Source organism: Olsenella phocaeensis (assembly GCF_900120385.1).
In the GTDB taxonomy this organism is placed as follows: Bacteria; Actinomycetota; Coriobacteriia; order Coriobacteriales; family Atopobiaceae; genus Olsenella_I; species Olsenella_I phocaeensis.
Genome location: NZ_LT635494.1, coordinates 226,881 through 250,888, shown reverse-complemented (window position 1 = coordinate 250,888; position 24,008 = coordinate 226,881). Strand labels below are relative to the sequence as shown.

The following is a 24,008-nucleotide window of genomic DNA, read 5'->3' as shown; positions in this document are numbered from 1 at the left end:
CCCTCCTAGAGCACGAGGAGCTCGTCACGGTGGACGGCGGGCTGGCCGCCCCTCTCGGGCATGAAGCGCGCGATCACGTCGAGCCGGAGCCCGTGCACGCGGGCCATCTCATCGGAGGAGTAGCGGCTCACGCCCCTTCCCACGAGGCTGCCGTCCGCGCCGACGACGTTGACGACGTCGCCCACCGCGAACTCGCCCTCGGCCCTCAGGACCCCCACGGGAAGCACGGACGCGCCGGACTCGACGACCGCCCTGCGCGCGCCGTCGTCGAGGACCAGGGTCCCGCGCACGACCTCGGCAAGCCCGATCCAGAGCTTGCGAGCGCCCTCGTGGCTGCCCTCCACGGGCTCGAAGCGCGTCCCCACGCCGTCCTCGCAGGCCGCGCGCAGAAGCACGCCGCCCTCGCGTCCACGGCAGATCACGAGGGGGATTCCCGCCGCCATGGAGGCCCGGGCGGCCCGGAGCTTGGCGGCCATCCCGCCCGTGCCCACGGAGCTCGTGGAGCCGCCCGCCATGGCGGCTATCTCCGGCGTGAGCTCGCGCACCAGGGGGACCAGCCGCGCGTCGGGGTCCTCCTGGGGATTCGCGGTGTAGAGCCCGTCCACGTCAGAGAGGATCACGTAGAGGTCCGCCGAGACGAGCGTGGCCACGATGGCGCCAAGGGTGTCGTTGTCCCCGAAGGCGAACTCGGCCACGGACACTGTGTCGTTCTCGTTCACCACGGGCACCGCCCCCAGCTCGAGCAGGCGCTGGAGGGTGTTGCGCGCGTTGAGGTAGCCGTCGCGGTCGGTCACGTCGCGGCGGGTCAGGAGGACCTGGCCACAGGCGACCCCATGGCGCGCGAGCTCGACGGCGTAGGCCTCCGTGAGTGCCGCCTGGCCGGCCGAGGCGCAGGCCTGGAGCCCGGGGATGTCACGGGGCCGCTCCTTGACGGCGAGTCGCCCCATGCCCGCGGCGACGGCGCCGGATGACACGATGACCACCCCTACGCCGCGCGCGACGAGTTCGGCCACCTGGTCGCAGACGGAGGCGATGAGCCCCAGGTCGGGGCTGCCGTCACCGGCGACCAGGGTAGACGAGCCCAGCTTGAAGACGACGCGCGTGGGAAGGTCCGCCACCCCTACTCGCCCTCCTCGTCCGAGGCCGCGAGCTCCTCTTCGAGCTCGTCGTACGCGTCCTGCGCGCCCTCTCCCTCGTAGTCGAAGGCGAAGCCCAGTATGCGCACCTCGTCCCCGGCCTGGCAGCCCGCCGCCGCGAGCTTGGCGTCGAGGCCCATGCGGTCGAAGCGGTGCTGGAGGTATGCGATGGCCTCGTCGTTGTCCCAGTCGGTTTGGACCACCATGCGCTCGACCAGCCCGCCCGAGACGCGCCAGATGCCGCGGGACTCCATGCGAATCTGGACCGCCCGGTCGCGGCGCTGGCGCTCGCGTTCCACGGCCTCGTTGAAGTCGGGGAGGATGGCCGTGGGCTCGATCCTGCTCCTGAGCTCCGCGACCTGCGCGGCGCAGGCGACGACGAAGTCCTCGAGCCCCTCGCCCGTCACGGCGGAGACGGCGAAGAAGGGATGGCCGTCGGCCTGGGCCGCCTCCCTCAGGCGCCCGAGCGCGTCCTCCGTGCCCGGCATGTCGCACTTGTTGGCGAGAACGATCTGGGGCCTGGAGGCGAGCTCCTGCGCATAGGCGGCGAGCTCGGAGTTGATGGTGCGGTAGTCCTCGAGGGGGTCGCGTCCCTCGTAGCCGCCCGTGAGGTCCACGACGTGCAGGATGAGCGCTGTGCGCTCGATGTGGCGCAGGAACTCGTGGCCGAGGCCACGGCCCTCGGAGGCCCCCTCGATGAGCCCCGGCACGTCGGCGACGACGAAGGAGGCACCGGTCTTCGCCCTCACGACCCCCAGGTTGGGAACCAGCGTGGTGAAGGGGTAGTCGGCGATCTTGGGGCGGGCGGCGGAGAGGCGGGCTATGAGGGAGCTCTTGCCCACCGACGGCATGCCCACGAGGGCGGCGTCCGCCATGAGCTTCATCTCGAGCTCGATCCAGTGGTCGAGCGCGGGCTCGCCCTTCTCGGCGAAGGCGGGCGCCCTGCGCACCGAGGTCACGAAGTGTNCCGTCGCCGCCGTCGCCGCCGTCGGGCCCTCCCTTGGGGACGAAGGCCTCGCGGCGGAACGACATGCAGCCGGCACCGCCGTCGCCGCCCTTGACGTTGATGCGGCAGAGGTCCGTGAAGGTGTTGGTGGGCATGGTTCTCTCTTTCGTAAGGTCATGCCATGGTAGAGCATCGGGACGTGGGGACGCTAGAAGAGCGCACCCAACGCCACGAGCGCCACGCCGGGAAGCAGGCAGGCGAGGTCCACGGCCGAGAAGGGATAGCGCTTGTAGGAGGACTCCCTGCCCCTGAGGTAGAAGCCCCTCTCCTCCGCGGCGAGCGCCGTGTCGTCCGCGCGGGCGACCGAGGAGATGAGCAGGGGGGCCGCGAGCGGGAGCATGAGGCGGAGCCTGCGGAGGGGGTTGGGCGTGTCGAAGTCCACGCCGCGCGCGGTCTGGGCCTCCACGATCTTGGCCATCTGCTGGGAGAAGATCGGCACGAAGCGCAGGGCCGTGGTGATGGTGAAGGCATAGCGGTAGGGCACGTGCAGAACCTCGACGGTGGCATTGGCGAGGTCGGTGAGCCTCGTGAGCGAGAGCATCATGACCAGCGGGAGGGCGAAGGCGACCAGGCGCAGGGCCACGCGCGCACCGCGGTCGAGGCCCTGGTCGGTGACCCAGAGGAAGAGCGGGGTGCCGGAGCGCACCACCACGGTCTGCACGAGGAGCATGAGCGCGCCGAGCGAGAGGAAGCCGGCGAGGAGCGCGAGGGTGCGCCTCAGGATGCCCGCGTAGGCCCCCAGGGCGACCAGGAAGAGCAGCACCCCGAGGAGCATGCCGTAGCCTTGCGCCAGGAAGGTCGCCACGCAGACGCAGACGGCGAGGACAACCTTGGTCACGGGGTTCGCGCGATGCAGCAGGGTCGTGCCCTCGGAGTAGTCCAGCACGGACGCCATCTAGCCCACCAGCCCTTCCGTCACGGCGACGATGTCATGGACCTCGGTGACGCCCTCGTACCCGCGAGAGACGTCGGCCGAGAGCCTGCGGGCGAGCTGGGTCACCTGCGGGGCCGCGACGCACGCGCGCGCGAGCAGGCCCTCGTCGGCGAAAACCTCGCCCGGGAGGCCGTCGGCGAGCACCCGCCCGTCCGCCATGACCACGACCCGGGTCGCGAAGTCGGAGACGACCTCCATGTCATGGCAGACCATGGCCACCGCGCAGCCCCTCGAGCGGGCCACCTCGACCGCCTCCATGACGGTCATGCACTCGCGGTAGTCGAGCCCGCTCGTGGGTTCGTCCAGGATGAGCACCTCGGGGTTGGTGACCACGACGGAGGCCAGGGCGACGATCTGCCTCTGCCCACGTCCCAGCGAGAACGGGGCGGCCTCGGCGGGAAGCCCGAAGTGCTCGACGCAGTCGCGCGCGCGGGAGAGCGCCTCGGCGTCGGACGTCCCGAGGAGCTGGAGGCTGAAGGCGACCTCCTCGACCACCGTCTCCTTGCAGATCTGGCGGTCGGGGTCCTGGAAGAGGGTCGAGACGTGCTGCGCGATCTGGCTGGTGCGGGCACGGGAGGTGTCGAGCCCGGCGATGGTGACGCGTCCGGAGGAGGGCTTGAGGAGGCCGTTCATGAGCTTGGTCACGGTCGTCTTGCCGGCGCCGTTCTGCCCCACCACGGCCACGAGCTCCCCCGGGCGCAGCTCGAGCGAGACGTCCTCGACGGACGCCGTCCCACCCGGGTAGCTGAAGCCGACGTGGTCGAACGTGAGCATGGGGTCGCTCGCGAGCTCGAGGGCCGTGGGCTCGCCGTGCCTGCGACCCCCCTCAAGGCGCAGGGGAGGCCGAGTGGCCGCCCACGCCAGGGAGCCCCTCTCCCCCACCACGCGCGAGACGAGCGCCGCCGCCTCGCCCACCGTGAGGCTCACGTCCCCCTCGCGGGCGAGTCCGCGGCTCCTCAGGAGGTTGGACACGCGCGTGACGCGCGGGCTGTCGACCCCCATGCTCCTGAGCTCCTCGGAGTGGGAGAAGACCTCGCGCGGCGTGCCGAGGAGGGCGAGCCTCCCCTCCCTGAGGACGGCGACGTGACGACAGAACTCGCAGAGCAGGGCCACCTTCTGCTCGACGACCACGACGGTGATGCCCTCGCGCCGGTTGAGCTCGCGCAGAGTCTGGAACACCATGAGGGAGGAGGCGGGGTCAAGGGCCGCGGTGGGCTCGTCGAGCACCATCACCGAGGGACGTATGGCCAGGATGGCTGCGATGGCGAGCTTCTGCTTCTGGCCGCCCGAGAGCGTGGCGACCTCTCGGTGGAGGAGCCCGGAGATGCCGCAGGTGGCGAGCGCTTCGCCTATGCGGCCGGGAATCTGATCGTGGGGCACGCCGAAGTTCTCGAGGCCATAGAGCATCTCGTCCTCGACGCTCGAGGCGACCATCTGGGCGTCGATGTCCTGCAGGACGGAGCCCACCTTGCGCGAGACGTCGGTGAGCCCCACTTCGCAGCTGTCCATCCCGCAGACCGTCGCCACCCCCCTGAACTCGCCGGCGAAGTGATGCGGAACGGCACCGGAGAGGACCGAGCAGAGGGTGGTCTTGCCCGCGCCGGAGGGCCCGATGACGCCCAGGAAGTCGCCCGGGGCGATGTCCAGGCAGAGGTCGTCCACCGCCGGGGAGCCTCCCCCCTCGTAGGTGAACGAGACCCTGTCCAGGCTGACGAGGGGATTTGTGGGACCTTGCTGAGACACGCTACCTCCAGAGCCGGCTTCGCCTGCATGACTGCGCCCGGGCGCTGGCGGGCGCTCGGGCGATGGTGACGGTCGGGCGACTAGCGCTTGGCCGCCTTCTTGAGCGGGAGATACAGTACCTGCACGATGACGCAGTTCGCAAGCGCGGTGCCGAACACGACGGGAAGCATGGCGACGACGGACGAGGGCGCCGCACCCAGCACGACGACGGTTGCGACCGTGGCGAAGATGAGGCCGGAGACCGTGGTGGTCACGAAGGCACCCACGAGGGGAAGGACGCCCGCGGACCCACGTCGCGCCACGGCCTGCGCGAACAGGAACATGATGGCACCGCCAGGGATGTCGCAGAGGTACTCGAGGCCGGGGACGGACGTCGTGAGCTGGATGACGGTGGCCGCCAGGACGCCGATGAGCACCGACTGGGGAAGGCTGGGCCTCAGGATGAGGATGGCGAGGCAGTAGGCGGAGATGACGAACTCCGGCTGGATGCCCGTGATCGCGAGCGCCTTGCCCACGGTGATGTTGAGCACGAAGCCCGCCGCCATGAGGACGGCGAGGAGGACGAGGGACGCCACGTCGAGCTTGCCGGCCTTGTCCTGCGCGCTGCTGACGAAGGTGCGGGGTGCGTTGTTGTTCTCTGGCATGGTCTCGTGAGCCTTTCTCTTGTTGGGATGGCCTGGTTCCGCGCGGCTACCGGCGGTGCGACGCGCGCGTGACGACGGGAGCGAGGAGCTGGACGACGATGGCGTTGAAGGCGGCGGTGCCCACGACGATGGGGAGCTTGACGAGGGTGGTCGCCATGCTCGCCCCCATGACCACGTTGCCCAGCGTAGCAAACAGCAGTCCCGAGACGAGCGTGGCGACGAAGGCTGCGATGAGGGGCATCGCTCTGCCCTTGGAAAGCGCGCTGCCCGCGAGCAAGGACATGGCGAGCGCGCCCATCGACTCCGTCACGAAGTTGAGGCCGGGGATGGAGGTCGTGACCTGGCACACGACGGCCGAGAGCAGCCCGAGCACGACCGCCTGGGGGTGGCTGGGCCTGGTAGCGACGATGGCGAGGCAGTAGGCGGCGATGATGAACTGGGGCTTGATGCCGACGATTGCAAGGGCGTTGCCCAGGGTCATGTTGAGGATGAACGCGGCGGCGAGGAGCGTGGCGAGGAGCATGAGGGAGGAGATGTCGAGACCAGTCCCACTGGCGATGGGGCGTACGGTCCTGACCTCGGGGTTCTGAGTGGACATGGTGTTCTCTCCTTCTGACTTTGCTTCTTTGCTGGAACGGAAAAAGGGACCCCCGGTCAACCCGGGGGTCCCTGCTCGGTTGCTATGCGGCAGTGACGCGACTCAGAGTCGACCGGACGAGACGAGGGCCTGCCACCACCAGTTCCTGCGAACGACGCTCTGCTTGCTGCTGGACATGGCTTCCTCCCATCGCTTGGTCTGGACTGCTGGATGCAACCCTATCGCAGCCCTTGCGCGCGGGGACACACGGCTGCGATGCCGTTTCAATGCCGAAACAAAGAAGGGACCCCGAAGGGTCCCGAGGGATGCGGTGCTAGGCGGTGCGGACGTGCACGTAGTGCTTCGCGCCCTTGGTGAACTCGACGGTGCCGTCGGCGAGCGCGAACAGGGTGTCGTCCTTGCCGCGACCGACGTTCTCGCCGGGGGTGATGTGGGTGCCGCGCTGGCGAACGATGATCTGGCCAGTCTTGATGGCCTGGCCGCCATAGATCTTGGTGCCGAGTCGCTGCGCGTGGGAGTCGCGACCGTTCCTGGAAGAGCCCAGACCCTTCTTGTGAGCCATTGTGATACCTGCCTATCTAGTCAAGGGAGAGAAACTGTGTGCCGGGGTGGCTACTCCTCAGTGGAGGCCGACTTGGCAGCCTCGCCGGCCTCGCCGGGGATGGCGACGACCTGGAGCTTGGTGAGGTTCTGGCGGTGACCCTTGGTGCGGTGGTAGCGCTTGCGCTTGTGGAGCTTGAAGACGATGACCTTCTTGTCCTTGAACTGGTCGACGACCTCGGCGGTGACCTTCTGGCCCTCGAGGGTGACAGCGTCAACGATGGTCTTGGTGCCGTCATTGATCATGAGGACATCCAGCTCGACCTTGTCGCCAGGCTGCGCGTCAAGCTTCTCGACATCGATGATGTCGCCCTTGGCAACCTTATACTGCTTGCCACCAGTGGTAACGATTGCGTACATGTGTTAGCCCTTCATACTGGTCCTAGTGCAACAGTCGTACATCTTACTAGCGAATACCTGCTCGGTCAACAGAAAGTATGGGTTCACACGCCGACCACGACAGCGGCCCCCGCCTGCGCGAAGCTTACTCCCCGGGACCCGGCGCGTCCAGCCTCGAGGCGCCGCCACCCCATCGCGCACGCCGTTTCGCACGCCTTCTCCGGCAGGCACGCTCCAACGCACGGTCGTGCTTGCGTTTGCCCAGTTGGGCAGCAGCCCGCCTGTGCGCAAGAGCGTGCGGGACTCGCGGCGCGTGCGTTGGCGCGTGGGCGCCGGAGAACGCGTTGGCGCGTGGATGGCGGAGCGGGGCGAGAGGGCCACGCCTGCAATGCCTACTCCCAGGGGCCCAGCGCGTCCAGCTTCGAGCCGTCGTCGCCCACGTGCCACTGGGCCTCCCGGGAGACCCTGAGCGAGGGAGGGCGGAGCCCCATGAGGCGGAAGGCGGCGTCGAGCAGGACGGCAGGCCTGAGCGACGCCTCGTTGGTCGCATGCGTGACGATGGCGAGCTCGCGGCCGCCCGCGTCAACATCCCAGTCCCTGAGGGCGCTGCCAAGGTCGACGACCTTGCGCCTCTCCCCCCTGAGGTACTCGAGGCTCCCCCTGCACCGCAGCTCGCCAATCGCGTCGCCGAGCTGAGCCGGCACCGCCTCCCCCAGGAGCTCCACCCTCCAGAGCGAGTCGGACAGCCATGCCTCGAGCGCGGGAAGCCGGTGCGGCACGTAGCAGAGCGCCTGCGGGGCGAGGCCGGCGGGGGTCGCGTCGCGCAGCGCCGTGAGCGCCTCCCCCTCCCCCACGCGATCCGTGAGCAAGAGGTCGAAGTACTCGCCCCTTGACGACGCCCCCACCGGCAGCGCCTGCGAGAACTGCAGCCGGATGCGACGCGCGAAGCCGTTGCCCACGGCAAAGGGCAGGCCGGAGCGCCTGACGGAGCGGTTGATCGTCGCCAGGACCTCCAGGTGGCCCAGGTAGGCGAGGCGGCCGTCCTTGCCGTAGCGGACGCGCAGCCTGTGCTGCTCTGCCCTACTTGCCATCGCGGACCCCCTCGATGCGGTTCGAGACCGCCAACGTGGGACAGACCCCGCAACCCGTGCAGCTCTCCATGGTGCAGTCGGCCGTGGTGACGCCCACGGCAGCGCGCCTCCACTCCCTCTTGAGGAAGCCCTTCGAGACGGCAGGAGAGGTGTGGTCCCATGGCAGGCGCTGGTCGAGCGACATCGGGGCCGAGGCGACGCCCTCGAGCGAGACGCCGACCTCCCGACCCGCGTCGAGCCAGCGCTGGAAGTCGAACTGGTCGGTCCACGCGTCGAAGCGGCAGCCATGCCTCCAGGCGGCCATGACCAGGTCGAAGCCGGCGCGTCCCATCTTCGAGAGAACCGCCTCCACGAGGGAGACGTCGGCGTCGTGGTACGAGACCTTGATGTCCCTGTCGTGCGTGGAGGCGAGGAGGAGCCGCTGGCGGCGGATCACCTCGTCACGGCCGAGCTGCGCGGACCATTGGAAGGGCGTGTGCGCCTTGGGGACGAATACCGCGACCGAGATGGAGACCGAGACCCCGCTCTTGTAGCCCCTGCCCACCACCTCGCGACCGATGTCGAGGACGCGTTGGGCGACGGAGGCTATACCCACGACGTCCTCGTCGGTCTCGGTGGGAAGCCCCATCATGAAGTAGAGCTTCACCCGCCTCCAGCCGACCTCGAAGGCGTTGCGGGCGGCGAGCTCGATGTCCTCCTCGCTCACGTTCTTGTTGATGACGTCGCGCAGGCGCTGGCTGCCTGCCTCGGGGGCGAAGGTGAGCCCTCCCCTCCGGGCGCCACCCACCTCCGCCGCCATCTCGACGCCGAAGGAGTCGAGTCGCTGCGAGGGAATCGAGACGTGCACGCCGCTGCCGGCGAGGTCTGCGTTCAGCTGGTGAAGGATCGCCGCGCAACCGGAGTGGTCGGTGGTGGAGAGGGAGGTCAGGGAGACCTCGTCATAGCCCGTGATCGCAAGCCCCCTCTCGGCGGCCTCGACGACCTGCGCCCGGGGCCGCTCGCGCACGGGGCGGTAGGTCATGCCCGCCTGGCAGAAGCGGCAGCCCCGTGCGCAGCCCCTGAGCACCTCGACGGCGAGGCGGTCCTGGACGATGCCCATGTAGGGGACGATGGTCTGCGGAAGGGGGTCGGTCGCCGCGAAGTCGGCGACGCAGCGCTTGGTGACCACCTGGGGCGCACCGCTCCCGGGCTTGGGGACGGCGTAGCCCCAGCGCGTCGAGCGCTCGTCCACGACGACGTCATAGAGCGACGGCACGTACACGCCGGGGATGCGGGAGAGCTCGAGCAGCAGTTCCCTCCTGGCGAGGCCTCGCGCCCGGCAGTCTCGCACGCAGGCGCAGACCTCGACGATGGCGTCCTCGCCGTCGCCCAGGATGATCGCGTCGAACATGGGCGAGACGGGCTCGCAGTTCCAGACCGAGGGCCCGCCGGCGATGACGACGGGGTCGTCCTCGTCCCGCTCCGCTGCCCTGACCGCCACGCCCGCGAGGTCGAGCGCCTCGACGATGTTGGTGCAGGCCATCTCGTGGGCGAGCGTGAAGCCCACCACGTCGAAGGAGGCGACGGGCGCGGAGGACTCCAGGGAGAGCAGGGGAACTCCCGACTCGCGCATGAGGGCGGACATGTCAACCCAGGGGAGGTAGGACCTCTCGCACGACATGCCCTCCTGGGCGTTGAGGCAACGATAGAGGATCGCGAGCCCCAGGTTGGGCTGCCCCACCTCGTACACGTCCGGATAGATCAGACAGGCGTGGAAGGGGCCCTCCTGGTCCTCGCAGGCGCCCCACTCGTGATCGAGGTAGCGGGTCGGCTTCTCCACGCGTGCGAGCAGGGGCTNCGTCGCGGGCGACCACGACGCCGACGCGCACGCCCTCCGAGCGCTTGCGCTCGCTCTGCCTGCCCGCCCCCAGGATGTCGGCGACGTCGCCGACGCTGACCCGCTTCTTGCCCGCCATGCCCACGCTCCCGTGCTCGGAATTTGACGTACTGCCAAGTGCCCCGACGAGTCGACCCCTCCGGAAGGCTAGCTCACCTTGGTCCGATGGTGCCACACGGACTGCACCATGCCCACCGAGACGAGCTGGGAGACCATGGAGGACGAGCCAAAGCTGATGAAGGGCAGGGGGATGCCCGTGATGGGCATGATGCCGATGCACATGCCCACGTTCTGCAGCAGCTGGAACGACCACATGGTGGCCACGCCCGCCAGGATGAGCTTGCCGAAGGGGTTCTCGACCTTCTGGGCGAGGAGGATGGTGGAGAGGATCGTGACGCCGAAGAGGGCCAGGAGGGCGACCGACCCCACGAAGCCGAACTCCTCGGCGAGGAGGGCGAAGACGAAGTCCGTGTGGGCCTCGGGGAGGAAGCCCCCGGCGGCCTGGCTGGCGTTGCCGACGCCCTTGCCCAGGAGGCCCCCCGACCCGACGGCGATCTTCGCCTGTTGGAGGTTGTAGCCGTTGCCGGAGGGGTCGACCGACGAGTCCACGAACACTATGAGTCTGTTGAGCTGGTAGTCCTTCAGGACGTGCGGGAGTCCTGGCGTCATCGAGGTGGCGACCACGAGCGACGCCATGGCCACGATGCCCGCGATGGTGGCGATGACCCAAGTGCGGCGGGCACCGGAGCAGATGATCACCGACGCGCCCGTGACCAGGATGATGAGGCCCGTCCCGAGGTCGGGCTGGGTGAGGATGAGCACGAAGGGGATGGTCAGTATCCCGCAGAGCTTGAGGTAGTCTCGCAGGGACTCGATTTTGCCGTTGTACTCCGCGCCGAGGGAGGCCATGAGGAAGATGGTGACCAGCTTCGCCGGCTCGGAGGGCTGAAAGCGCAGGGGGATGAGGGGGACCTTGACCCATCCCGTCATGCCCAGGGCGGACACGCCGAGGCCGGGGACGCTGGGCATGAGCATGAGGATGACGTCGGCGACGAGCAGGGCCTTCGACATGTTTGCGAGGGCGCGGTAGTCATAGCGGTACATGCCGTAGGCCCCCAAGAGGCCGATGGCGATGCCGACGAGGTGCCGCGCGAACGACGCGTTGGCGATGGTGAGGGACGCCGACCAGATCACCACCGCACCAAAGGCCACCAGGGCGAGGGCCGAGAGGAGCTGCGGCAGGTAGAACCGACCTCCCCTCACCGGCTGGCGCATGCCACGGGGTATGAGGGCCTGGAGCTGGGCCAAGAGGCCCTGGGGCTGCTGTGCGGAAAGCGGCTGGGGCATCCTTCCTCCTCCCTAGCGCACGCCGGACGAGTCGACGGCGGTCGAGGAGTCGGGCTCCCCGTAGATCTGGCCCAGGATGTCGCGGACCACGTACATGGCGCCCTCCGAGCCGTAGCCTCCGTACTCGATGAGCGAGGCGACGACGTACTTGGGGTCGTCGGCCGGCGCGTAGGCGACGAACCAGCCGGTGGGGTTGGAGCGCGAGGTCTCGGCCGTCCCCGTCTTGCCGGCCACCTTGTGCGAGAGGTTGGTGAAGTGCGAGGCCTGGGCCTCGGACTCCTCGTAGATGACCCCCACGAGGCCGGCATGCACGAGGTCCATGTAGGAGGGGTCCTCCTGCACCTCGCGCAGCACGCTGGGCTTGTAGTCGACCACCGAGCCGGTGCCCACCGAGGACTTGACCGCCTTGAGAACGTGCGGCTGCCAGACCTTGCCGCGCGTGGAAACGCCGGCATAGGCGCAGAGCATCTGCAGCGGGGTCACCAGGAGGTCGCCCTGGCCGATGACGAGGTTGGTGTTGTCTCCGCCCTGCCAGGAGCGCGCATCGTCGTCGGCGTAGCTATAGTACTCCCACTTCCAGTCGGCGTCGGGAACGCGCCCCGCCGTCTCGCCGGGCAGGTCTATGCCCTCGTTCGAGCCCAGGCCCCACTTCCTGAACGTGTCTTGGAGCCCGTTCTTGTCGTTGGAGTAGAAGAAGCCCTTGCCGATCTCGTAGAACACGACGTCACAGGAATAGGTGATGCCCGTCTGGAGCGTCATGTCGCCGTGGCCGTCGTGGTTCCAGCAGTACTGGCCGTAGTCTTTGCCGAACCCCGTCCAGTAGCCCTCGCAGTTGAAGTGCGAGCCCATGGTGGCGATGCCGTAGTCGAGCGCGGCGAAGGTCGAGAGGGGCTTGATGGTCGAGGCGGAGGGGTACTGCCCCGCGATGGCGCGGTTGACGAGCGGGTTGTAGGAGGTCTCGGACGAGAGCTTGTCCCAGTCGTCGGTCGAGATGCCGCCCACGAAGACGTTGGGCGAGAAGGTCGGCTCGCTGGCCAGGGCGATGATCTCTCCGTTGGTGACGTCCATGGCGATGGCGCAGCCGCCGTAGCACTCGGAGCACCCCGCGTCACGCCGCGCCTTGATGTTGCGCGCGAGGGACTCCTCGGCGACCTGCTGGACGCCCGCGTCCAGGGTGAGGATGACGTCCGAGCCACTCCGCGCCTCGACGGCGCTCGAGTACGAGAGGACTTTGCCGTCCGCGTCGACGTAGACCTTCTGCTCGCCCTTGACGCCCTGGAGCACCGACTCGTACTGGTACTCCACGCCCGCCTGCCCCACCGTGTCGCCAAGCTCGTAGTCTATCGAGCCCTCGGTGGCGTTGGAGTCGAGCTGCTCCGCCTGCTCGGCGGTGATGGAGCCCGTGTAGCCCAGGACGTGGGCGGCGAGGCTCCCCTTGGGATAGAGGCGCTGGGTGCGCTGCTCGACGCTCACGCCCTCGAAGAGGTAGGGATGCTCGTCGATGTAGGCGACCACGCGGCGCGAGACGTCCACCGCGACCGTCCTGAGGTTCTGGGCGCCGGCGGAGCTGTTCTGGATCTTGCGCCTCACCGCCATGGCGGGCATGCCGATGAGGTTGGCGAGCAGGCGGACCTCGACGTCGTCGTCCGCCACGTCGCCCTTCGCGACCACGGTGAGGCTCGCCCGGTTGGTGACGAGCTCCTCGCCGTTGCGGTCGAGGATGCGCCCGCGCGGGGCGGCGACCGAGATGGTGCGCGTGCGGTTCGACTCCGCCTGGGAGGCGTAGTCGTCGCTCGATATGAGCTGCATCGACCAGAGCCGGGCGAGGAGGACCGCGATGATGGACCCCGAGAAGACGCCGAGCCCGAAGAAGCGGGTCTTGAAGCCCGTCTCGGAGGAGGTGTCCGAGCCGCCCGAGGCCTTGGGCGAGGCTCCGCCGATGTCGAAGGTGAAGCGCGCCTCTCCCCTACCCACGAGGAAGAAGCTGACGAGGAGGGCCACCAGGACCAGAGACAGGATGACTATGACGACGAGGATGGGACTCAAGGTGGCGCCTACAGGCTTCCGAGGTCGAAGCGGCCGCCGCCCTTGCCCTTGCGGCCGTGGAGGCCGCGCGAGCCGCCACCGAGCGAGAGGGGCGAGCCGCTGGAGCGCGAGCCCACGTAGGCGAAGGGCAGGAAGGCGACGGCGCTCAGGAGGAGCGTGGGAAGGGTCCTCAGGAACAGCACGTCGAAGAGCGAGCTCGCCTGCCCGACGAGGAACATGGCCAGGTGGTAGGCGAGGGTGGTGGCCGCGGCAGCGAGCAGGAAGAGGACGACCGAACCCGAGGGGTCCTCCGCGAGGCGGTTCCGCTCCTCCATGCCCATGGCGAAGGAGGCCACGGTGAGCAGGAGGGACATGAGCCCCACGGGTCCGGTGGTGCAGAGGTCGAAGGCGAGGCCCGCGAGGAAGCCGCAGGCGACGCCGGTGCGCCCCCCGATCGTCAGTGCCATGTAGGCCGCGAACACGAGGGCGAAGTTGATGCGCCCGTTGCCGAGGGCGAGGTTGGGTGCCAGCGCGAGCTGGAGGACGAGGCACCCCAGCGCGAGCAGGGCGATGCTCCTGCGGTTCCTGTTGCTGTCGTTTACCTGCATGCTCGCCCCCTCACTCCCCGTCGCTCGACGCCGCGTCCGAGCCATCGGCCGAGGTGCCGGCGTCACCGTCCTTGGCCGAGCCGGCCTTCTCGGCCGCCACAGCCGTGGCCGAGCTGTCCTGCTCGTCCGCGGCCTTGATGTCCTCCGCCGTCGCCTCCTGGTCCTCGGTGAGCGAGGTGACGACGAGGACCTCCTCGAAGCCCTCCGCGGCACCGGTCCCCTCCACCGCGATCTCGTAGTAGAGGGCTCCCTCCGTCTTGTTGACGCTTATGACCTTCCCCAGGGGGAGCCCCTTGGGAAACACGCCGCCGAGGCCGCTCGTGACGACGGTGTCCCCCACGGCGACGGTCTGGTCGGTAGCGATGAGGGTGAGGCGGAGGGACCCGTCGGGAGAGCCCCTGAGTATGCCCTGGGCCCTGCTCGACTGAACCATGGCCGAGACGGACGAGTTCTCGTCGCTGACGAGGCGGACCGTCGAGGAGGTCGCCCCGCACTCGATGATCTGCCCTATGGCGCCGGAGGAGTTGGTCACAGGCATGCCCACGGCGAGCCCGGACGCGCTGCCCTTGTCGATGGTCACCGTGCGGCTCCAGGAGTCCGTGGACCCCGCGATGATGCGGGCCGCCGTCGACTGCAGCTTGTAGCTGCTCTTGAGGGCGAGGAGGTCCTGGAGGCGCGTCGCGGTCTTCTCCGCCTCCTCGAGCTCGGCGTTGCGGGTGGTGAGCTGCTCGTTCTGCTCGCGGAGCTCCTGGAGGGTCGCCTGGTCCGCGGTGAGGTTGGCGAACACGTTGCCCAGGCCCTGGAAGGGCACGGTGACGGCGGAGCCGAGGTAGCGGATGGGCATGGCGATGGTCGAGAAGCCGCCGCGCAGGGTGGTGAAGAAGCCGCCGCCCGACTCGCGCGCGCTCACCGTGAACATGACCAGCGAGAGGGCGACGAGCGCCACCATGAGACGCATGCCGGACTCGGGCTCGTTTCGCCGTATGCCGGGCGCGCCCTTCAGGCCGCCCCCCTTGAGCTGCATGGTCGCCTACAGCCCCGCGCTCTGGACGAAGCCGCCCGAGAGCGCATTGGCCTCGAGGACCTTCGCGCAACCGTTGACGACGTTCTCGAGCGCAGTCGGGCTCACGTTGACGGGCACGCCCGTCTCGTCGCGCAGGCGCTGGTCGAGCCCACGGAGCAGGCCGCCGCCGCCCGTGAGGAGGACGCCGTAGTACATGAGGTCGCTGGCGAGGTCGGGCGGGGTGACGTCGAGGGCGTCCTTGACGGCCTTGGTCACCTCGTCGAGGGGCTTGTCCAGGGCGCGGCGGATCTCCTCGGACTCGATGCGCACGGTCTTGGGCAGGCCGCTCATGACGTCCCGTCCGTTGACCTCGACGTCAAGCTCCTCCGCCAGGGGCGCGGCGGAGCCGACCTTGATCTTGATGTCCTCCGCAGTGCGCTCGCCGATCGAGAGGTTGTAGGCGTCGCGGACGTGCTCGAGGATCGTCTGGTCGAACTCGTCACCGGCGGTGCGGATGGACTGCGAGACGACGATGCCGCCCATGGCGATCACGGCGACCTCCGTGGTGCCGCCGCCGATGTCCACGACCATGGAGCCCGTCGGGTCCTCGATGGGGAGGTCCGCGCCGATCGCGGCAGCCATGGGCTCCTCGATGAGGTAGGCCTGGCGCGCGCCGGCAGAGATCGTGGCCTCGAAGACGGCGCGCTTCTCCACGGACGTGACGCCGGAGGGGACGCAGACGACCACGCGGGGCCTGGGCGACCAGGGATAGCGACGCGTGCCGCGCGCCTTCTCGATGAAGTAGCGCAGCATGACCTCGGTGACGTCGAAGTCGGCGATGACGCCGTCCTTGAGGGGGCGCTCGGCGATGATGGAGCCGGGGGTGCGGCCGATCATGCGCTTCGCGTCGGCGCCCACGGCCAGGACGCGGTCGGCGCTCTGGTCGATGGCGACGACGGAGGGCTCGTTCAGGACGATGCCCTGCCCGCGTGCCGCCACCAGGGTGTTGGCCGTGCCGAGGTCGATGGCGAGGTCGCCGTCATATTCGCCGAAGAGTGAGTCGAGAATCGGCATTGTCTTCCTGTTCCTATCGAATGGTTACCGTGACGGTCCCAAGGTGACGCTAGTCGGTCGCGATGCTGCCGGTGGAGGTCCCCGCAGCGTCACCGCTCGTCGCGGGCTCGCCCGCAGAACCTGCAGCCGTGGCCGCGGCGTCGCTCGAGGCGCTGGTGGTGGCAGCCGTCCCCCGCTGGGAGGCGTAGGACGCGCTCACGCCGCTCACCTTCCAGCCGATGCCGTCGCGCACGAGCTCGACGGTGTAGCTCTGCTGGCCGCCCGCGGGGAGCGTGGCGGTGGCGAGGACCTTGGAGGCGGCCATGGACTGGTCCACCCCGTCTATGCTGAGCGAGCTCACGGAACCCGGCAGCACGGCCTTGATCTGGGCACGTGCCTCGTCCGAGACCGAGCCGGAGAGGTACGACGCCACGTCGCCGCCCGTCACGCCCGTGGAGAAGAGCTCCTTCACCACGGACTCCTGGGTGGGCCAGCCGTAGCCGCGCCAGTACGCGTAGCCACCGCCGGCGCAGAGGATGAGGGCGACGACGAGGAGGGCAAGCAGGAAGCGGAGGAAGGGGTGCCTGCGCTTGCGGCGCACCTTGCGCTCCTGCTGCACCAGGTCCTCTTCGCTGACCGAGAAGAAGCCGGTGTCCTCGGGCGAGGGCATGAACTCGCCGCTGGAGCCCGTCGGGTCGAGGGGGTCGTAGCCGGCGCTGCCATAGCCCGCGGCCGCGAGGAAGGCGTCCGTCTCGGAGGGGCCGCTGCCGGCGATGGCCGCGACGGCGCGCTTCGCGGCCTCGAAGGCGGCGTTGGCCTCGGGGCTCAGGGTGTGGGAGCCGTCTGCCGTGGCATGCCCGAAGGCGTCGACCGCCTCCGCCATGCGGTTGGCCGCCACGTAGGCAAGACCCAGGTCGCCGTAGATGGCGCTCTGGCTCGCGAGCGGGGTCGAGAAGTCAAGCGCGGTGCGATAGGCCTCGACCGCGTCGACCGCACGGCCCATCTGCATGAAGCAGCCGCCCAGCTCGCGCAGGCTCGAGGAGGGGTCGGGGTTGGCCTCGTCAATGGCGGCGCTGCGGTACGCGACGCCGGCCTCGCGGACGTTGCCCAGGCGCTTGTAGGCGTTGCCCAGGGCCACGTAGGCCTTGTAGGGGGTCGAGTACTGCTCGTCCTGGGTTGCCAGGGTGAGGGAGGCCACGGCCTCCTGGGGGCGGTTCGCGGCGAGGAGGGCGCGGCCCCTGTTGCAGGCGAGTGCGCCGGCATGGCCGTACGAGGCGTCGCCCAGGGCGTCCGCGTAGGCCTGGGCCGCCTCCGCATAGCGCCCGAGGCGCATGAGGCAGTTGCCCCTGAGGTGGTCGATGGTCCCGGAGACCTCGCCTGGTCCCTTGGCCGAAGAGAGTTGGGCGAGGGCCTCCACGAGGTTGCCCTGCTTGTAGGCGCTCTTCCCTGCCTCGAAAGCCTGCTGGTTCACGTTTCGCTCCTTATCGCCGCGCGCAAGGCGCCTAGTTGTCCTCGACCTCGATGCGCACCGACTCGATCACGTCACCCGCTCGGAGGGCCGAGATGACGTCCATGCCCTCCAGAGTCGTGCCGAACACAGTGTATCCCGAGTCGAGCATGTGCTGCGCGCCCAGGCAGAAGTAGAACTGCGAGCCTGCGGAGTCGGGGTCCTGGGAACGCGCCATGGCGAGGGCGCCGTCGACGTGGCTGTTGCGGGGGTTGGTGCTGTACTCCTGGCGGATGCGGTAGCCGGGTCCGCCGGTCCCGGGCATGCCGGAGGGGCCGGGCATGCCCGAGGCGACCTGCTCGGGGGTCATGTCGCGGGTGTTGGGGCAGCCGCCCTGAATCACGAAGCCCGGCACGTAGCGATGGAACTTGAGGCCATCGTAGAAGCCCGAGCTGGCGAGCTCGCAGAAGTTGGCGACGTGGACGGGCGCCCCCTCGCCGTCGAGGGCGACGCGAATCGTGCCCTTGCTGGTGGTGAGGACGGCGACCTCGCCCCCCTCGAGCTCGTAGCTGGGCGTATAGAGCGGGTCAGAGAAGAATCCCATGGCTTCAACCTCCTGGGACGCAGATGATTCGGGCTTTGGTCGGGCTCGACGGAGCGTGCGGACCATCTGCTGATTCTACCAGCAGGGGGTCCCTTTCACACATTCGGCAGAGAAGCGCGGTCAGGGGCGCGACGGGCGTTCCTTGGGCTCCCACTGGGCATAGCCCTGGTCGAAGAGTGCCTTGAAGGACTCGGCCGGCGAGCCCCCGTCGGCGCTCACGGTCGAGAGGATCTCGTCCGCGTGCTGGGAGGGGTCCTGGAACGAGACAGCCTTCGCCCAGCCGGACGACACTGCGTCCATGCGGTTGCGAAGCCAGTTGCCCAAGGTGGTGAGGTTCTGCTTGTCCTCGGCGTAGGTCCCCGAGGTCACGTCTATCTCGGACAGGGACGATATGAGGTTGCTGATGTCGATGGAGAGCTGGTCGGCGCGGGCCTTTCCGGCCAGGAGCTCGTCCGATGACGAGCTCGCGTAGCCCGAGACGAGCTCGTCCTGGCTCTGGTCGAGCCTCTCCGAGAGCTCCCCGAGCTGCCCCCAGGCGTCACCAAGCAGCCTCAGGGTGCGCTCGTCCCCGCTCTCTATGGAGCCGCTAGCCGAGCCACTCCCCGCGTCCTGCCCCTGGAGCTGCTTGACCAGGCCGGGGAAGCCGGCCATGGAGGTGTCTGCGTCCTCCTTGGCGCGGATGTCGTTGGCAGCGGGGTCCCAGGGATGCGTTATCAGCACCACTCCCCCGCCCACCACGACTAGGGCGCATGCCACGGCGAGCACGAGCACGCGCAGCCTGGGGAGTCGGTCCATCTGGGCGGAGGGCAGGGCGAGCTCCTCCTCCGAGGGGATGGCGCTCTCTATGCGGGGTATGGAGTGGGTCTCGCCCAGAGGGGACTCCTCGCCGCGGGCCTCACGGGGGGCGAGCCCGTCCACCGCCCTCGCGCCGTCGCCACACGCCGGCTCCTGCGGCATCCCGCAGGAGGGGCAGACCTCGTCCCCCTCGCCCACGAGCGCCCCGCAGTTGGGACACCAGCGGCCCTCCTGGCGCGGCATCGAGACCGTCATGCCGAGGTCGGCCCTGCAGGCGGGACAGACCGCCGAGCCGTCAGGCACGTTGGACCCGCAGTTGGGACAGATCATGGCGGAACTCCTTGGCTCTTCCGGGCGAGGCGGCCTACGAGAGGCTGTCGAGGACGTAGGGCAGTATGCCACCGGCAGTCATGAAGCGCGCCTCGAGCGGGGTGTCGACCCTCGCGACGCAGGAGAAGCGCAGCTCGCTGCCGTCCGCCCGACGCGCCACCACCTCGCAGTCGCGCTCGTTGGGGAGCCCCCGGGAGAAGTCGATCGCCTCGACGTCGAACGACTCGCTGCCGTCCAGGCCGAGCTCCGCGACGCCCTCCCCCTCATGGAACTGGAGGGGCAGCACGCCCATCTGCACCAGGTTGGAGCGGTGGATGCGCTCGAAGCTCTGCGCCAGCACCGCACGCACGCCCAGGAGGGCCGGACCCTTGCCCGCCCAGTCGCGGCTGGAGCCGGAGCCATAGAGCTTGCCTGCGAGGACGACCAGGGGCACGCCCTGGGCCCTGTAGTGGCAGGAGGCGTCGTATATGCTCTTGACCTCGCCGTCGAGCAGGTCGCGAGTCCAGCCTCCGCTCCTCCCGCCCGCGAGGGCGTTCCTCAGCCTGACGTTGGCGAAGGTCCCGCGCATCATGACCTCATGGTTGCCCCGACGGCTCCCGTAGCTGTTGAAGTCCTCGGGGGCCACGCCCCTCTCGCCCAGATAGCGGGCGGCGGGAGAATCCGGCGCGATGGAGCCGGCGGGAGAGATGTGGTCGGTGGTCACGAAGTCGCCGAGCAGGGCGAGGCAGCGCGCGCCCCTGATGGCGGGCGTGCCGCCGCGCTGGTCCGCGTCGAAGTAGGGGGCCCTCCGGACGTAGGTGGAGTCCGGGTCCCAGGGGAAGGTGTCGGACGAGCCGGAGTCGATGCGCGCCCAGGAGGCGTCGCCCTCGAAGAGGCGGCGGCCCCCCTCCGCGAAGAGGCTCCCGTCGAGGGCGGAGGCCAGGGCGTTGTCTATCTCGGCCTGGGTGGGAAGGAGCTCGGAGAGCATGACCGGCCCGTCGGGGCCGACGGCCACGGGCTCGCGCGAGAGGTCGACGTCCACGCTGCCCACGAGCGCGTAGGCGACGACGAGGGCGGGCTGGCAGAGGTAGTTCTGGGCGACGTCGGGAGAGATGCGCCCCTCGAAGTTACGGTTGCCCGAGAGCACGCTCGCGAGCTCCAGCTCGTCCGCGACGGCATGCAGCCCGGGCAGGATGTCGCCCGAGTTGCCGATGCAGCTCATGCAGCCGTACCCGCAGGTGGCGAAGCCGAGCTCGGCAAGGGGGGCGAGGAGCTGCGCGCGCTCGAGCAAAAGCGTCGTGGCGTGGCTGCCCGGCGCCAGGATCCGCTTGACCCAGGGCTTGGCGGAGAGCCCCCTCCCCCTCGCCTTGCGCGCAAGTATGCCCGCGGCGACCATCATCGCCGGGTCGGTCGCGGTGGTGCAGCTGGTGATGGCGGCGATCGCCATGGTCCCGTGCCCGAGCTCGAACTCGCGGTCGCCCACGGTCACCTTCCTGGCCAGGCCCGGTTCGCGGCCGTGCTCCGCCAGCGAGGCACGGAAGCGCGTGCGCAGCTCGGAGGGCACCAGACGGTCGTGCGGGCGGGAGGGACCGGCAAGGCTCAGCTCGACCTCAGTCAGGTCGAGCTCGACGCTGCGGGAGTAGCGCCTGCCCTCGGAGCCGCCGAAGACGCCCTCCCGCTCCAGGAAGGCCCGTGCGAAGGCGAGCTCGCCCTCGTCGCGGCCGGTGAGGACGAGGTAGTCCATGGCCGCCTCGTCCACGGGGAAGAGGGTCGTCGTGGCGCCGTACTCGGGGGTCATGTTGGCCACGCAGGCACGCTGCGTGGCGCTGAGGGTCGCCGCGCCCTCCCCCGTCACCTCCACGAGGCAGCCCACGACGCCCTCGGCGCGCAGGCGCTGCGCCACGGTGAGGGCGAGGTCCATGCCGCTCACCCCGTCCGGGAGGTGGCCCCGCAGCCTGAGCTCGACCACGGGAGGGACCAGCATCGAGATGGGCTGGCCGAGCGCGGCGGCCTCCGCCTCGATGCCACCCACCCCCCAACCGAGGACGCCGAGCCCGTTCGCGGTCGTGGTGTGCGAGTCCGTGCCGACGAGCGTGTCGAAGCAGGCCATCTGCGACCCCGCCGGCGCCTGGGCGTCGCGCGAGACGACTTCGCAGAAGCGTTCGATGTTGAGCTGGTGGCAGATGCCGCGTCCGGGCGGGACGATGCGGACGTTGTCGAAGGAGCCGGCGGCCCACTTGAGGAAGGAGAAGCGCTCGTGGTTGCGCCGTGCCTCGAGCTCCTGGTTCTGGGCGACGCACCCCTCCGCGCCCGTGTGGTCGGCGATGACGGAGTGGTCCACGACCAGGGTGCAGGGAATCTGCGGGCTCACGGCGGCGGGGTCTCCCCCGCGCTCGGCCATGGCGTCGCGCATGGCGGCGAAGTCGACGAAGACCGGCACGCCGGTGAAGTCCTGGAAGAGCACGCGGGAGGGCATGAANTCGCCGGCCCCTGCTCAGTCGAGGGCGCGAACCTCATGGACATCGCCCGCGCCGTCAAGTCGGCCGGCGCGGGGCTCCTGCGCGGCGGCGCCTACAAGCCCCGCACCAGCCCCTACTCGTACCAGGGCATGGGCGAGAGGGGCCTCAACCTCCTCATGGAGGCAGGAGGCGAGCTCGACCTCCCCGTCGTGACCGAGGTGATGGACCCCCGCGACGTCCAGCTCTTCCTGGACAAGGGCATCGACGTCATGCAGATCGGCGCCCGCAACTCCCAGAACTTCCCCCTCCTGCGCGAGGTGGGCAAGACCCAGGTGCCCATCCTCCTCAAGCGCGGCATCTCCGGCACCATCGACGAGCTCCTCATGGCCGCGGAGTACGTCATGAGCGAGGGCAACCCCAACGTGATCCTCTGCGAGCGCGGCATCCGCAGCTTCGAGACCCGGACCCGCAACACCTTCGACGTGAACGCCATCCCCGTGCTGCACCGGCTCTCGCACCTCCCGGTGGTGGGAGACCCCAGCCACGCCACGGGCCACACTCGCTACGTGAGGCCCATCGCCTATGCCGCCTGCGCGGCAGGGGCCGACGGCCTCGAGATAGAGGTCCATGACCAGCCCTCGAAGNTTGGACTTGCCTTGCGCCTCGAGCCGACGGGCCTCCTCCCAGCTCAGCCCCCGCTCCGCACCGGCGCCCGCGCGGGGCACCCCGTTGCTCTGGTTCGTCGTCACTCGACCTCCCGGACGGCTTGTCCCAAGGCTCTGGGCATGAAAAAGGCCGCCGGCTTGCGCCATCGGCCCTTCGAGCTTGCTTGGTGACCCCGGTGGGGCTCGAACCCACGGCCTTTCGCTCCGGAGGCGAACGCTCTGATCCACTGAGCTACGGGGCCATGGCACGGAAGTATAGACCAAGCAGGCGGATGCGCGCGCAAGACCAAAAGCTCCACAGGCCCGCCTCCCCCGCCGGTGTAACGCTTTGGATAAGGCGCCGGGGCCATCGGCCCGCTGTAGTAGCATCGATGAAAAACTCGCTGGGCCCTGGCCCGGAAAGGCCCGCACATGATTGCAATCGTCAAGGAAAGCGCCACCCCCGAGCAGCTCGACCACTTCGTGAGCTGGATAGAGGACCGCGGCTTCAGGACCAACGTCTCGCACGGAGAGAACGAGACGATCGTGGGGATCATCGGCGACACGACGCGGATCGACCCCTTCCTCCTCGAGTCGATGGACATCATCGATCAGGTCAGGCGCGTGTCCGAGCCCTTCAAGAAGGCGAACCGCAAGTTCCACCCCGCCGACACGGTCGTCGACTGCGGCCACGGGGTGCTCCTGGGCGGGGGCANTGGCGCGCGCCGGGGATCCCCGAGACGTCGATGTAGCTGCGCTCCACGCCACCAGCCGCCAGCGCCTTCGGCACGCGAGCCTCCGCCACCGCCGCCTCGAACGCGGCTGCGTCAATCTTCTGCAAACCCATGAGAGCTGCCTCCAGTCATCCTGTCCATCAGGCGCACGACCGCCCCCGCCACGCGGCCGTCCGAGCACGAGCGCTCGAAGAGCCGGCCGAAGAGCCTCCATGACGCCAGCGAAATCGCGCCCAACACTATAAGCATGGCAGGACTTGGCGGAGAAAGCCTGTAAAAGTCCGGAAACGCGAGGCTTCCGCCCGCGACCACGACGACGACCAACGCGAGGAGCGCGACCCTCAGCCCGTTGAGCGGATGGCAGATGCGCCAGACCAGCGCGAAGCCCACCACGCTGACGATGGCCATGCACATGGCCGAGGACTCGGAGAAGCTCATCTGGTCTATGCCGCGCGAGAGGAGCGCGACGAGGAGGCCCAGCGAGATGACCGCCGCGGCGGGCAGCGACCTCCTGAGCACGTTGTCGAGGAAGCGGCCCGAGACGCGGTCGTGGTTGGACTCGAGGGCGAGCACGAAGGAGGGGATGCCGATGACCGCCGTGGAGACGAGCGACATCTGCACGGGTATGAAGGGGTACGGCGGGAGCACCACGCAGAGCGCCGCCACGACGGTGGAGAAGACCGTCTTCACGAGGAAGAGCGACGCGGAGCGCTGGAGGTTGTTGATGGAGCGCCTGCCCTCGGCCACCACCTCGGGCATGTGAGAGAAGTCGTCATCCGCGAGGACGAGGTCAGAGACGTTTCGAGCGGCGTCGGAGGCGCAGGCGAAGGAAACGGAGCAGTCCGCCGCGCGCAGGGCGAGGATGTCGTTGACGCCGTCGCCCGTCATCGCGACGGTCCCGCCCTCCGCCTGGAGGGCGCGCACCAGCGTGCGCTTCTGCTCCGGCGTGACGCGGCCGAAGACCCGCCCCGACCGCACGCTGCGCGCGAGCGCCTCGTCGCCGAGGCCAGAGG

At 69.3% G+C, this 24,008-nt stretch carries 20 protein-coding genes, 1 tRNA gene and 2 pseudogenes; 2 read left to right on the top strand and 21 right to left on the bottom strand.

The genetic code is table 11. The features are described 5' to 3' along the window. Nucleotides 1–5 precede the first annotated feature (5 nt). The 19 genes and pseudogenes from proB to acnA form a co-directional block, all read right to left on the bottom strand. Nucleotides 6–1,118, bottom strand: coding sequence for a glutamate 5-kinase (gene proB, locus BQ7388_RS01115; RefSeq protein WP_072499565.1), 1,113 nt, complete (start codon nucleotides 1,116–1,118; stop codon nucleotides 6–8). Nucleotides 1,119–1,120: 2 nt separating this feature from the next. Then, nucleotides 1,121–2,237 (bottom strand): annotated as a pseudogene (cgtA, locus tag BQ7388_RS01110) (Obg family GTPase CgtA). Nucleotides 2,238–2,290: 53 nt separating this feature from the next. Next, nucleotides 2,291–3,037, bottom strand: a complete 747-nt coding sequence (locus BQ7388_RS01105) for an energy-coupling factor transporter transmembrane component T family protein (RefSeq protein WP_072499564.1) — start codon at nucleotides 3,035–3,037, stop codon at nucleotides 2,291–2,293. After that, entirely contained in the window at nucleotides 3,038–4,819 is a 1,782-nt protein-coding gene (locus BQ7388_RS01100) for an ABC transporter ATP-binding protein (protein WP_072499563.1), read from the bottom strand. A gap of 80 nt (nucleotides 4,820–4,899) precedes the next feature. Further along, the gene (locus BQ7388_RS01095; RefSeq protein WP_062531213.1) at nucleotides 4,900–5,463 is read right to left on the bottom strand and encodes a hypothetical protein; all 564 of its coding nucleotides are present in this window, start codon (nucleotides 5,461–5,463) and stop codon (nucleotides 4,900–4,902) included. A 46-nt stretch (nucleotides 5,464–5,509) separates the two neighbouring features. After that, nucleotides 5,510–6,061 (bottom strand): hypothetical protein, encoded by a 552-nt coding sequence (locus BQ7388_RS01090; protein ID WP_072499562.1) that lies wholly within the window; start codon nucleotides 6,059–6,061, stop codon nucleotides 5,510–5,512. A 313-nt stretch (nucleotides 6,062–6,374) separates the two neighbouring features. Then, complete coding sequence (gene rpmA / locus BQ7388_RS01085; RefSeq protein ID WP_009279161.1) at nucleotides 6,375–6,623, bottom strand: 50S ribosomal protein L27; 249 nt, start codon at nucleotides 6,621–6,623, stop codon at nucleotides 6,375–6,377. Between the two features lie 50 nt (nucleotides 6,624–6,673). Continuing rightward, a complete protein-coding gene (rplU, locus tag BQ7388_RS01080; protein WP_072499561.1) occupies nucleotides 6,674–7,021 on the bottom strand; it encodes a 50S ribosomal protein L21 in 348 nt (115 codons plus the stop codon). A 371-nt stretch (nucleotides 7,022–7,392) separates the two neighbouring features. Continuing rightward, nucleotides 7,393–8,091, bottom strand: a complete 699-nt coding sequence (locus BQ7388_RS01075) for a TIGR03936 family radical SAM-associated protein (RefSeq protein WP_072499560.1) — start codon at nucleotides 8,089–8,091, stop codon at nucleotides 7,393–7,395. Beyond that, nucleotides 8,081–9,910, bottom strand: coding sequence for a TIGR03960 family B12-binding radical SAM protein (locus BQ7388_RS01070; protein ID WP_234946742.1), 1,830 nt, complete (start codon nucleotides 9,908–9,910; stop codon nucleotides 8,081–8,083). Before BQ7388_RS01070 ends, BQ7388_RS01075 begins: the two co-directional genes overlap by 11 nt. A gap of 204 nt (nucleotides 9,911–10,114) precedes the next feature. Continuing rightward, nucleotides 10,115–11,314 carry an FtsW/RodA/SpoVE family cell cycle protein gene (locus BQ7388_RS01065; protein ID WP_009279156.1) on the bottom strand — a complete coding sequence of 400 codons (1,200 nt, stop codon included), beginning with the start codon at nucleotides 11,312–11,314 and terminating at the stop codon, nucleotides 10,115–10,117. A gap of 12 nt (nucleotides 11,315–11,326) precedes the next feature. Then, nucleotides 11,327–13,360: a penicillin-binding protein 2 gene (mrdA, locus tag BQ7388_RS01060; RefSeq protein WP_062531223.1), complete on the bottom strand. Its 2,034-nt coding sequence runs from the start codon at nucleotides 13,358–13,360 to the stop codon at nucleotides 11,327–11,329. A gap of 8 nt (nucleotides 13,361–13,368) precedes the next feature. Then, entirely contained in the window at nucleotides 13,369–13,947 is a 579-nt protein-coding gene (mreD, locus tag BQ7388_RS01055; RefSeq protein WP_062531225.1) for a rod shape-determining protein MreD, read from the bottom strand. Between the two features lie 10 nt (nucleotides 13,948–13,957). Continuing rightward, a complete protein-coding gene (gene mreC, locus BQ7388_RS01050; protein ID WP_082719560.1) occupies nucleotides 13,958–14,971 on the bottom strand; it encodes a rod shape-determining protein MreC in 1,014 nt (337 codons plus the stop codon). A 6-nt stretch (nucleotides 14,972–14,977) separates the two neighbouring features. After that, entirely contained in the window at nucleotides 14,978–16,024 is a 1,047-nt protein-coding gene (gene mreB, locus BQ7388_RS01045; protein ID WP_009279152.1) for a rod shape-determining protein, read from the bottom strand. Nucleotides 16,025–16,073: 49 nt separating this feature from the next. After that, nucleotides 16,074–17,474 (bottom strand): tetratricopeptide repeat protein, encoded by a 1,401-nt coding sequence (locus BQ7388_RS01040; RefSeq protein ID WP_062531226.1) that lies wholly within the window; start codon nucleotides 17,472–17,474, stop codon nucleotides 16,074–16,076. Nucleotides 17,475–17,505: 31 nt separating this feature from the next. Continuing rightward, the gene (locus tag BQ7388_RS01035; protein ID WP_009279150.1) at nucleotides 17,506–18,054 is read right to left on the bottom strand and encodes a peptidylprolyl isomerase; all 549 of its coding nucleotides are present in this window, start codon (nucleotides 18,052–18,054) and stop codon (nucleotides 17,506–17,508) included. A gap of 120 nt (nucleotides 18,055–18,174) precedes the next feature. Then, nucleotides 18,175–19,179 (bottom strand): zinc ribbon domain-containing protein, encoded by a 1,005-nt coding sequence (locus BQ7388_RS01030; RefSeq protein WP_062531229.1) that lies wholly within the window; start codon nucleotides 19,177–19,179, stop codon nucleotides 18,175–18,177. Between the two features lie 34 nt (nucleotides 19,180–19,213). Beyond that, nucleotides 19,214–21,634, bottom strand: coding sequence for an aconitate hydratase AcnA (acnA, locus tag BQ7388_RS01025; RefSeq protein ID WP_234946741.1), 2,421 nt, complete (start codon nucleotides 21,632–21,634; stop codon nucleotides 19,214–19,216). Here acnA and aroF point away from each other — a divergent pair. Beyond that, a pseudogene (gene aroF / locus BQ7388_RS01020) lies at nucleotides 21,518–22,261 on the top strand (3-deoxy-7-phosphoheptulonate synthase); the annotation flags it as partial. The gene acnA and the pseudogene aroF sit on opposite strands and share 117 nt — an antisense overlap. 186 nt (nucleotides 22,262–22,447) lie before the next feature. On the opposite strand, the gene BQ7388_RS01015 reads toward aroF, so the two are convergent. Then, nucleotides 22,448–22,524, bottom strand: a tRNA-Arg gene (locus tag BQ7388_RS01015). Between the two features lie 169 nt (nucleotides 22,525–22,693). Here BQ7388_RS01015 and BQ7388_RS01010 point away from each other — a divergent pair. Continuing rightward, nucleotides 22,694–23,110: a hypothetical protein gene (locus tag BQ7388_RS01010; RefSeq protein WP_072499559.1), complete on the top strand. Its 417-nt coding sequence runs from the start codon at nucleotides 22,694–22,696 to the stop codon at nucleotides 23,108–23,110. Here BQ7388_RS01010 and BQ7388_RS01005 read toward each other — a convergent pair. Continuing rightward, nucleotides 23,089–24,008: HAD-IC family P-type ATPase (locus BQ7388_RS01005; RefSeq protein ID WP_129583213.1), on the bottom strand; the 920-nt coding region annotated here is incomplete at its 5' end. The two genes, BQ7388_RS01010 and BQ7388_RS01005, sit on opposite strands and share 22 nt — an antisense overlap.

What these genes read in the sequence shown, in the direction of transcription:
- BQ7388_RS01105 (WP_072499564.1), bottom strand. Translation starts at nt 3,037, where the DNA reads ATGGCGTCCGTGCTGGACTACTCCGAGGGCACGACCCTGCTGCATCGC.
- BQ7388_RS01095 (WP_062531213.1), bottom strand. Translation starts at nt 5,463, where the DNA reads ATGCCAGAGAACAACAACGCACCCCGCACCTTCGTCAGCAGCGCGCAG.
- BQ7388_RS01090 (WP_072499562.1), bottom strand. Translation starts at nt 6,061, where the DNA reads ATGTCCACTCAGAACCCCGAGGTCAGGACCGTACGCCCCATCGCCAGT.
- rpmA (WP_009279161.1), bottom strand. Translation starts at nt 6,623, where the DNA reads ATGGCTCACAAGAAGGGTCTGGGCTCTTCCAGGAACGGTCGCGACTCC.
- rplU (WP_072499561.1), bottom strand. Translation starts at nt 7,021, where the DNA reads ATGTACGCAATCGTTACCACTGGTGGCAAGCAGTATAAGGTTGCCAAG.
- BQ7388_RS01075 (WP_072499560.1), bottom strand. Translation starts at nt 8,091, where the DNA reads ATGGCAAGTAGGGCAGAGCAGCACAGGCTGCGCGTCCGCTACGGCAAG.
- BQ7388_RS01065 (WP_009279156.1), bottom strand. Translation starts at nt 11,314, where the DNA reads ATGCCCCAGCCGCTTTCCGCACAGCAGCCCCAGGGCCTCTTGGCCCAG.
- mreD (WP_062531225.1), bottom strand. Translation starts at nt 13,947, where the DNA reads ATGCAGGTAAACGACAGCAACAGGAACCGCAGGAGCATCGCCCTGCTC.
- mreC (WP_082719560.1), bottom strand. Translation starts at nt 14,971, where the DNA reads ATGCAGCTCAAGGGGGGCGGCCTGAAGGGCGCGCCCGGCATACGGCGA.
- mreB (WP_009279152.1), bottom strand. Translation starts at nt 16,024, where the DNA reads ATGCCGATTCTCGACTCACTCTTCGGCGAATATGACGGCGACCTCGCC.
- BQ7388_RS01035 (WP_009279150.1), bottom strand. Translation starts at nt 18,054, where the DNA reads ATGGGATTCTTCTCTGACCCGCTCTATACGCCCAGCTACGAGCTCGAG.
- BQ7388_RS01030 (WP_062531229.1), bottom strand. Translation starts at nt 19,179, where the DNA reads ATGATCTGTCCCAACTGCGGGTCCAACGTGCCTGACGGCTCGGCGGTC.
- acnA (WP_234946741.1), bottom strand. Translation starts at nt 21,634, where the DNA reads ATGCCCTCCCGCGTGCTCTTCCAGGACTTCACCGGCGTGCCGGTCTTC.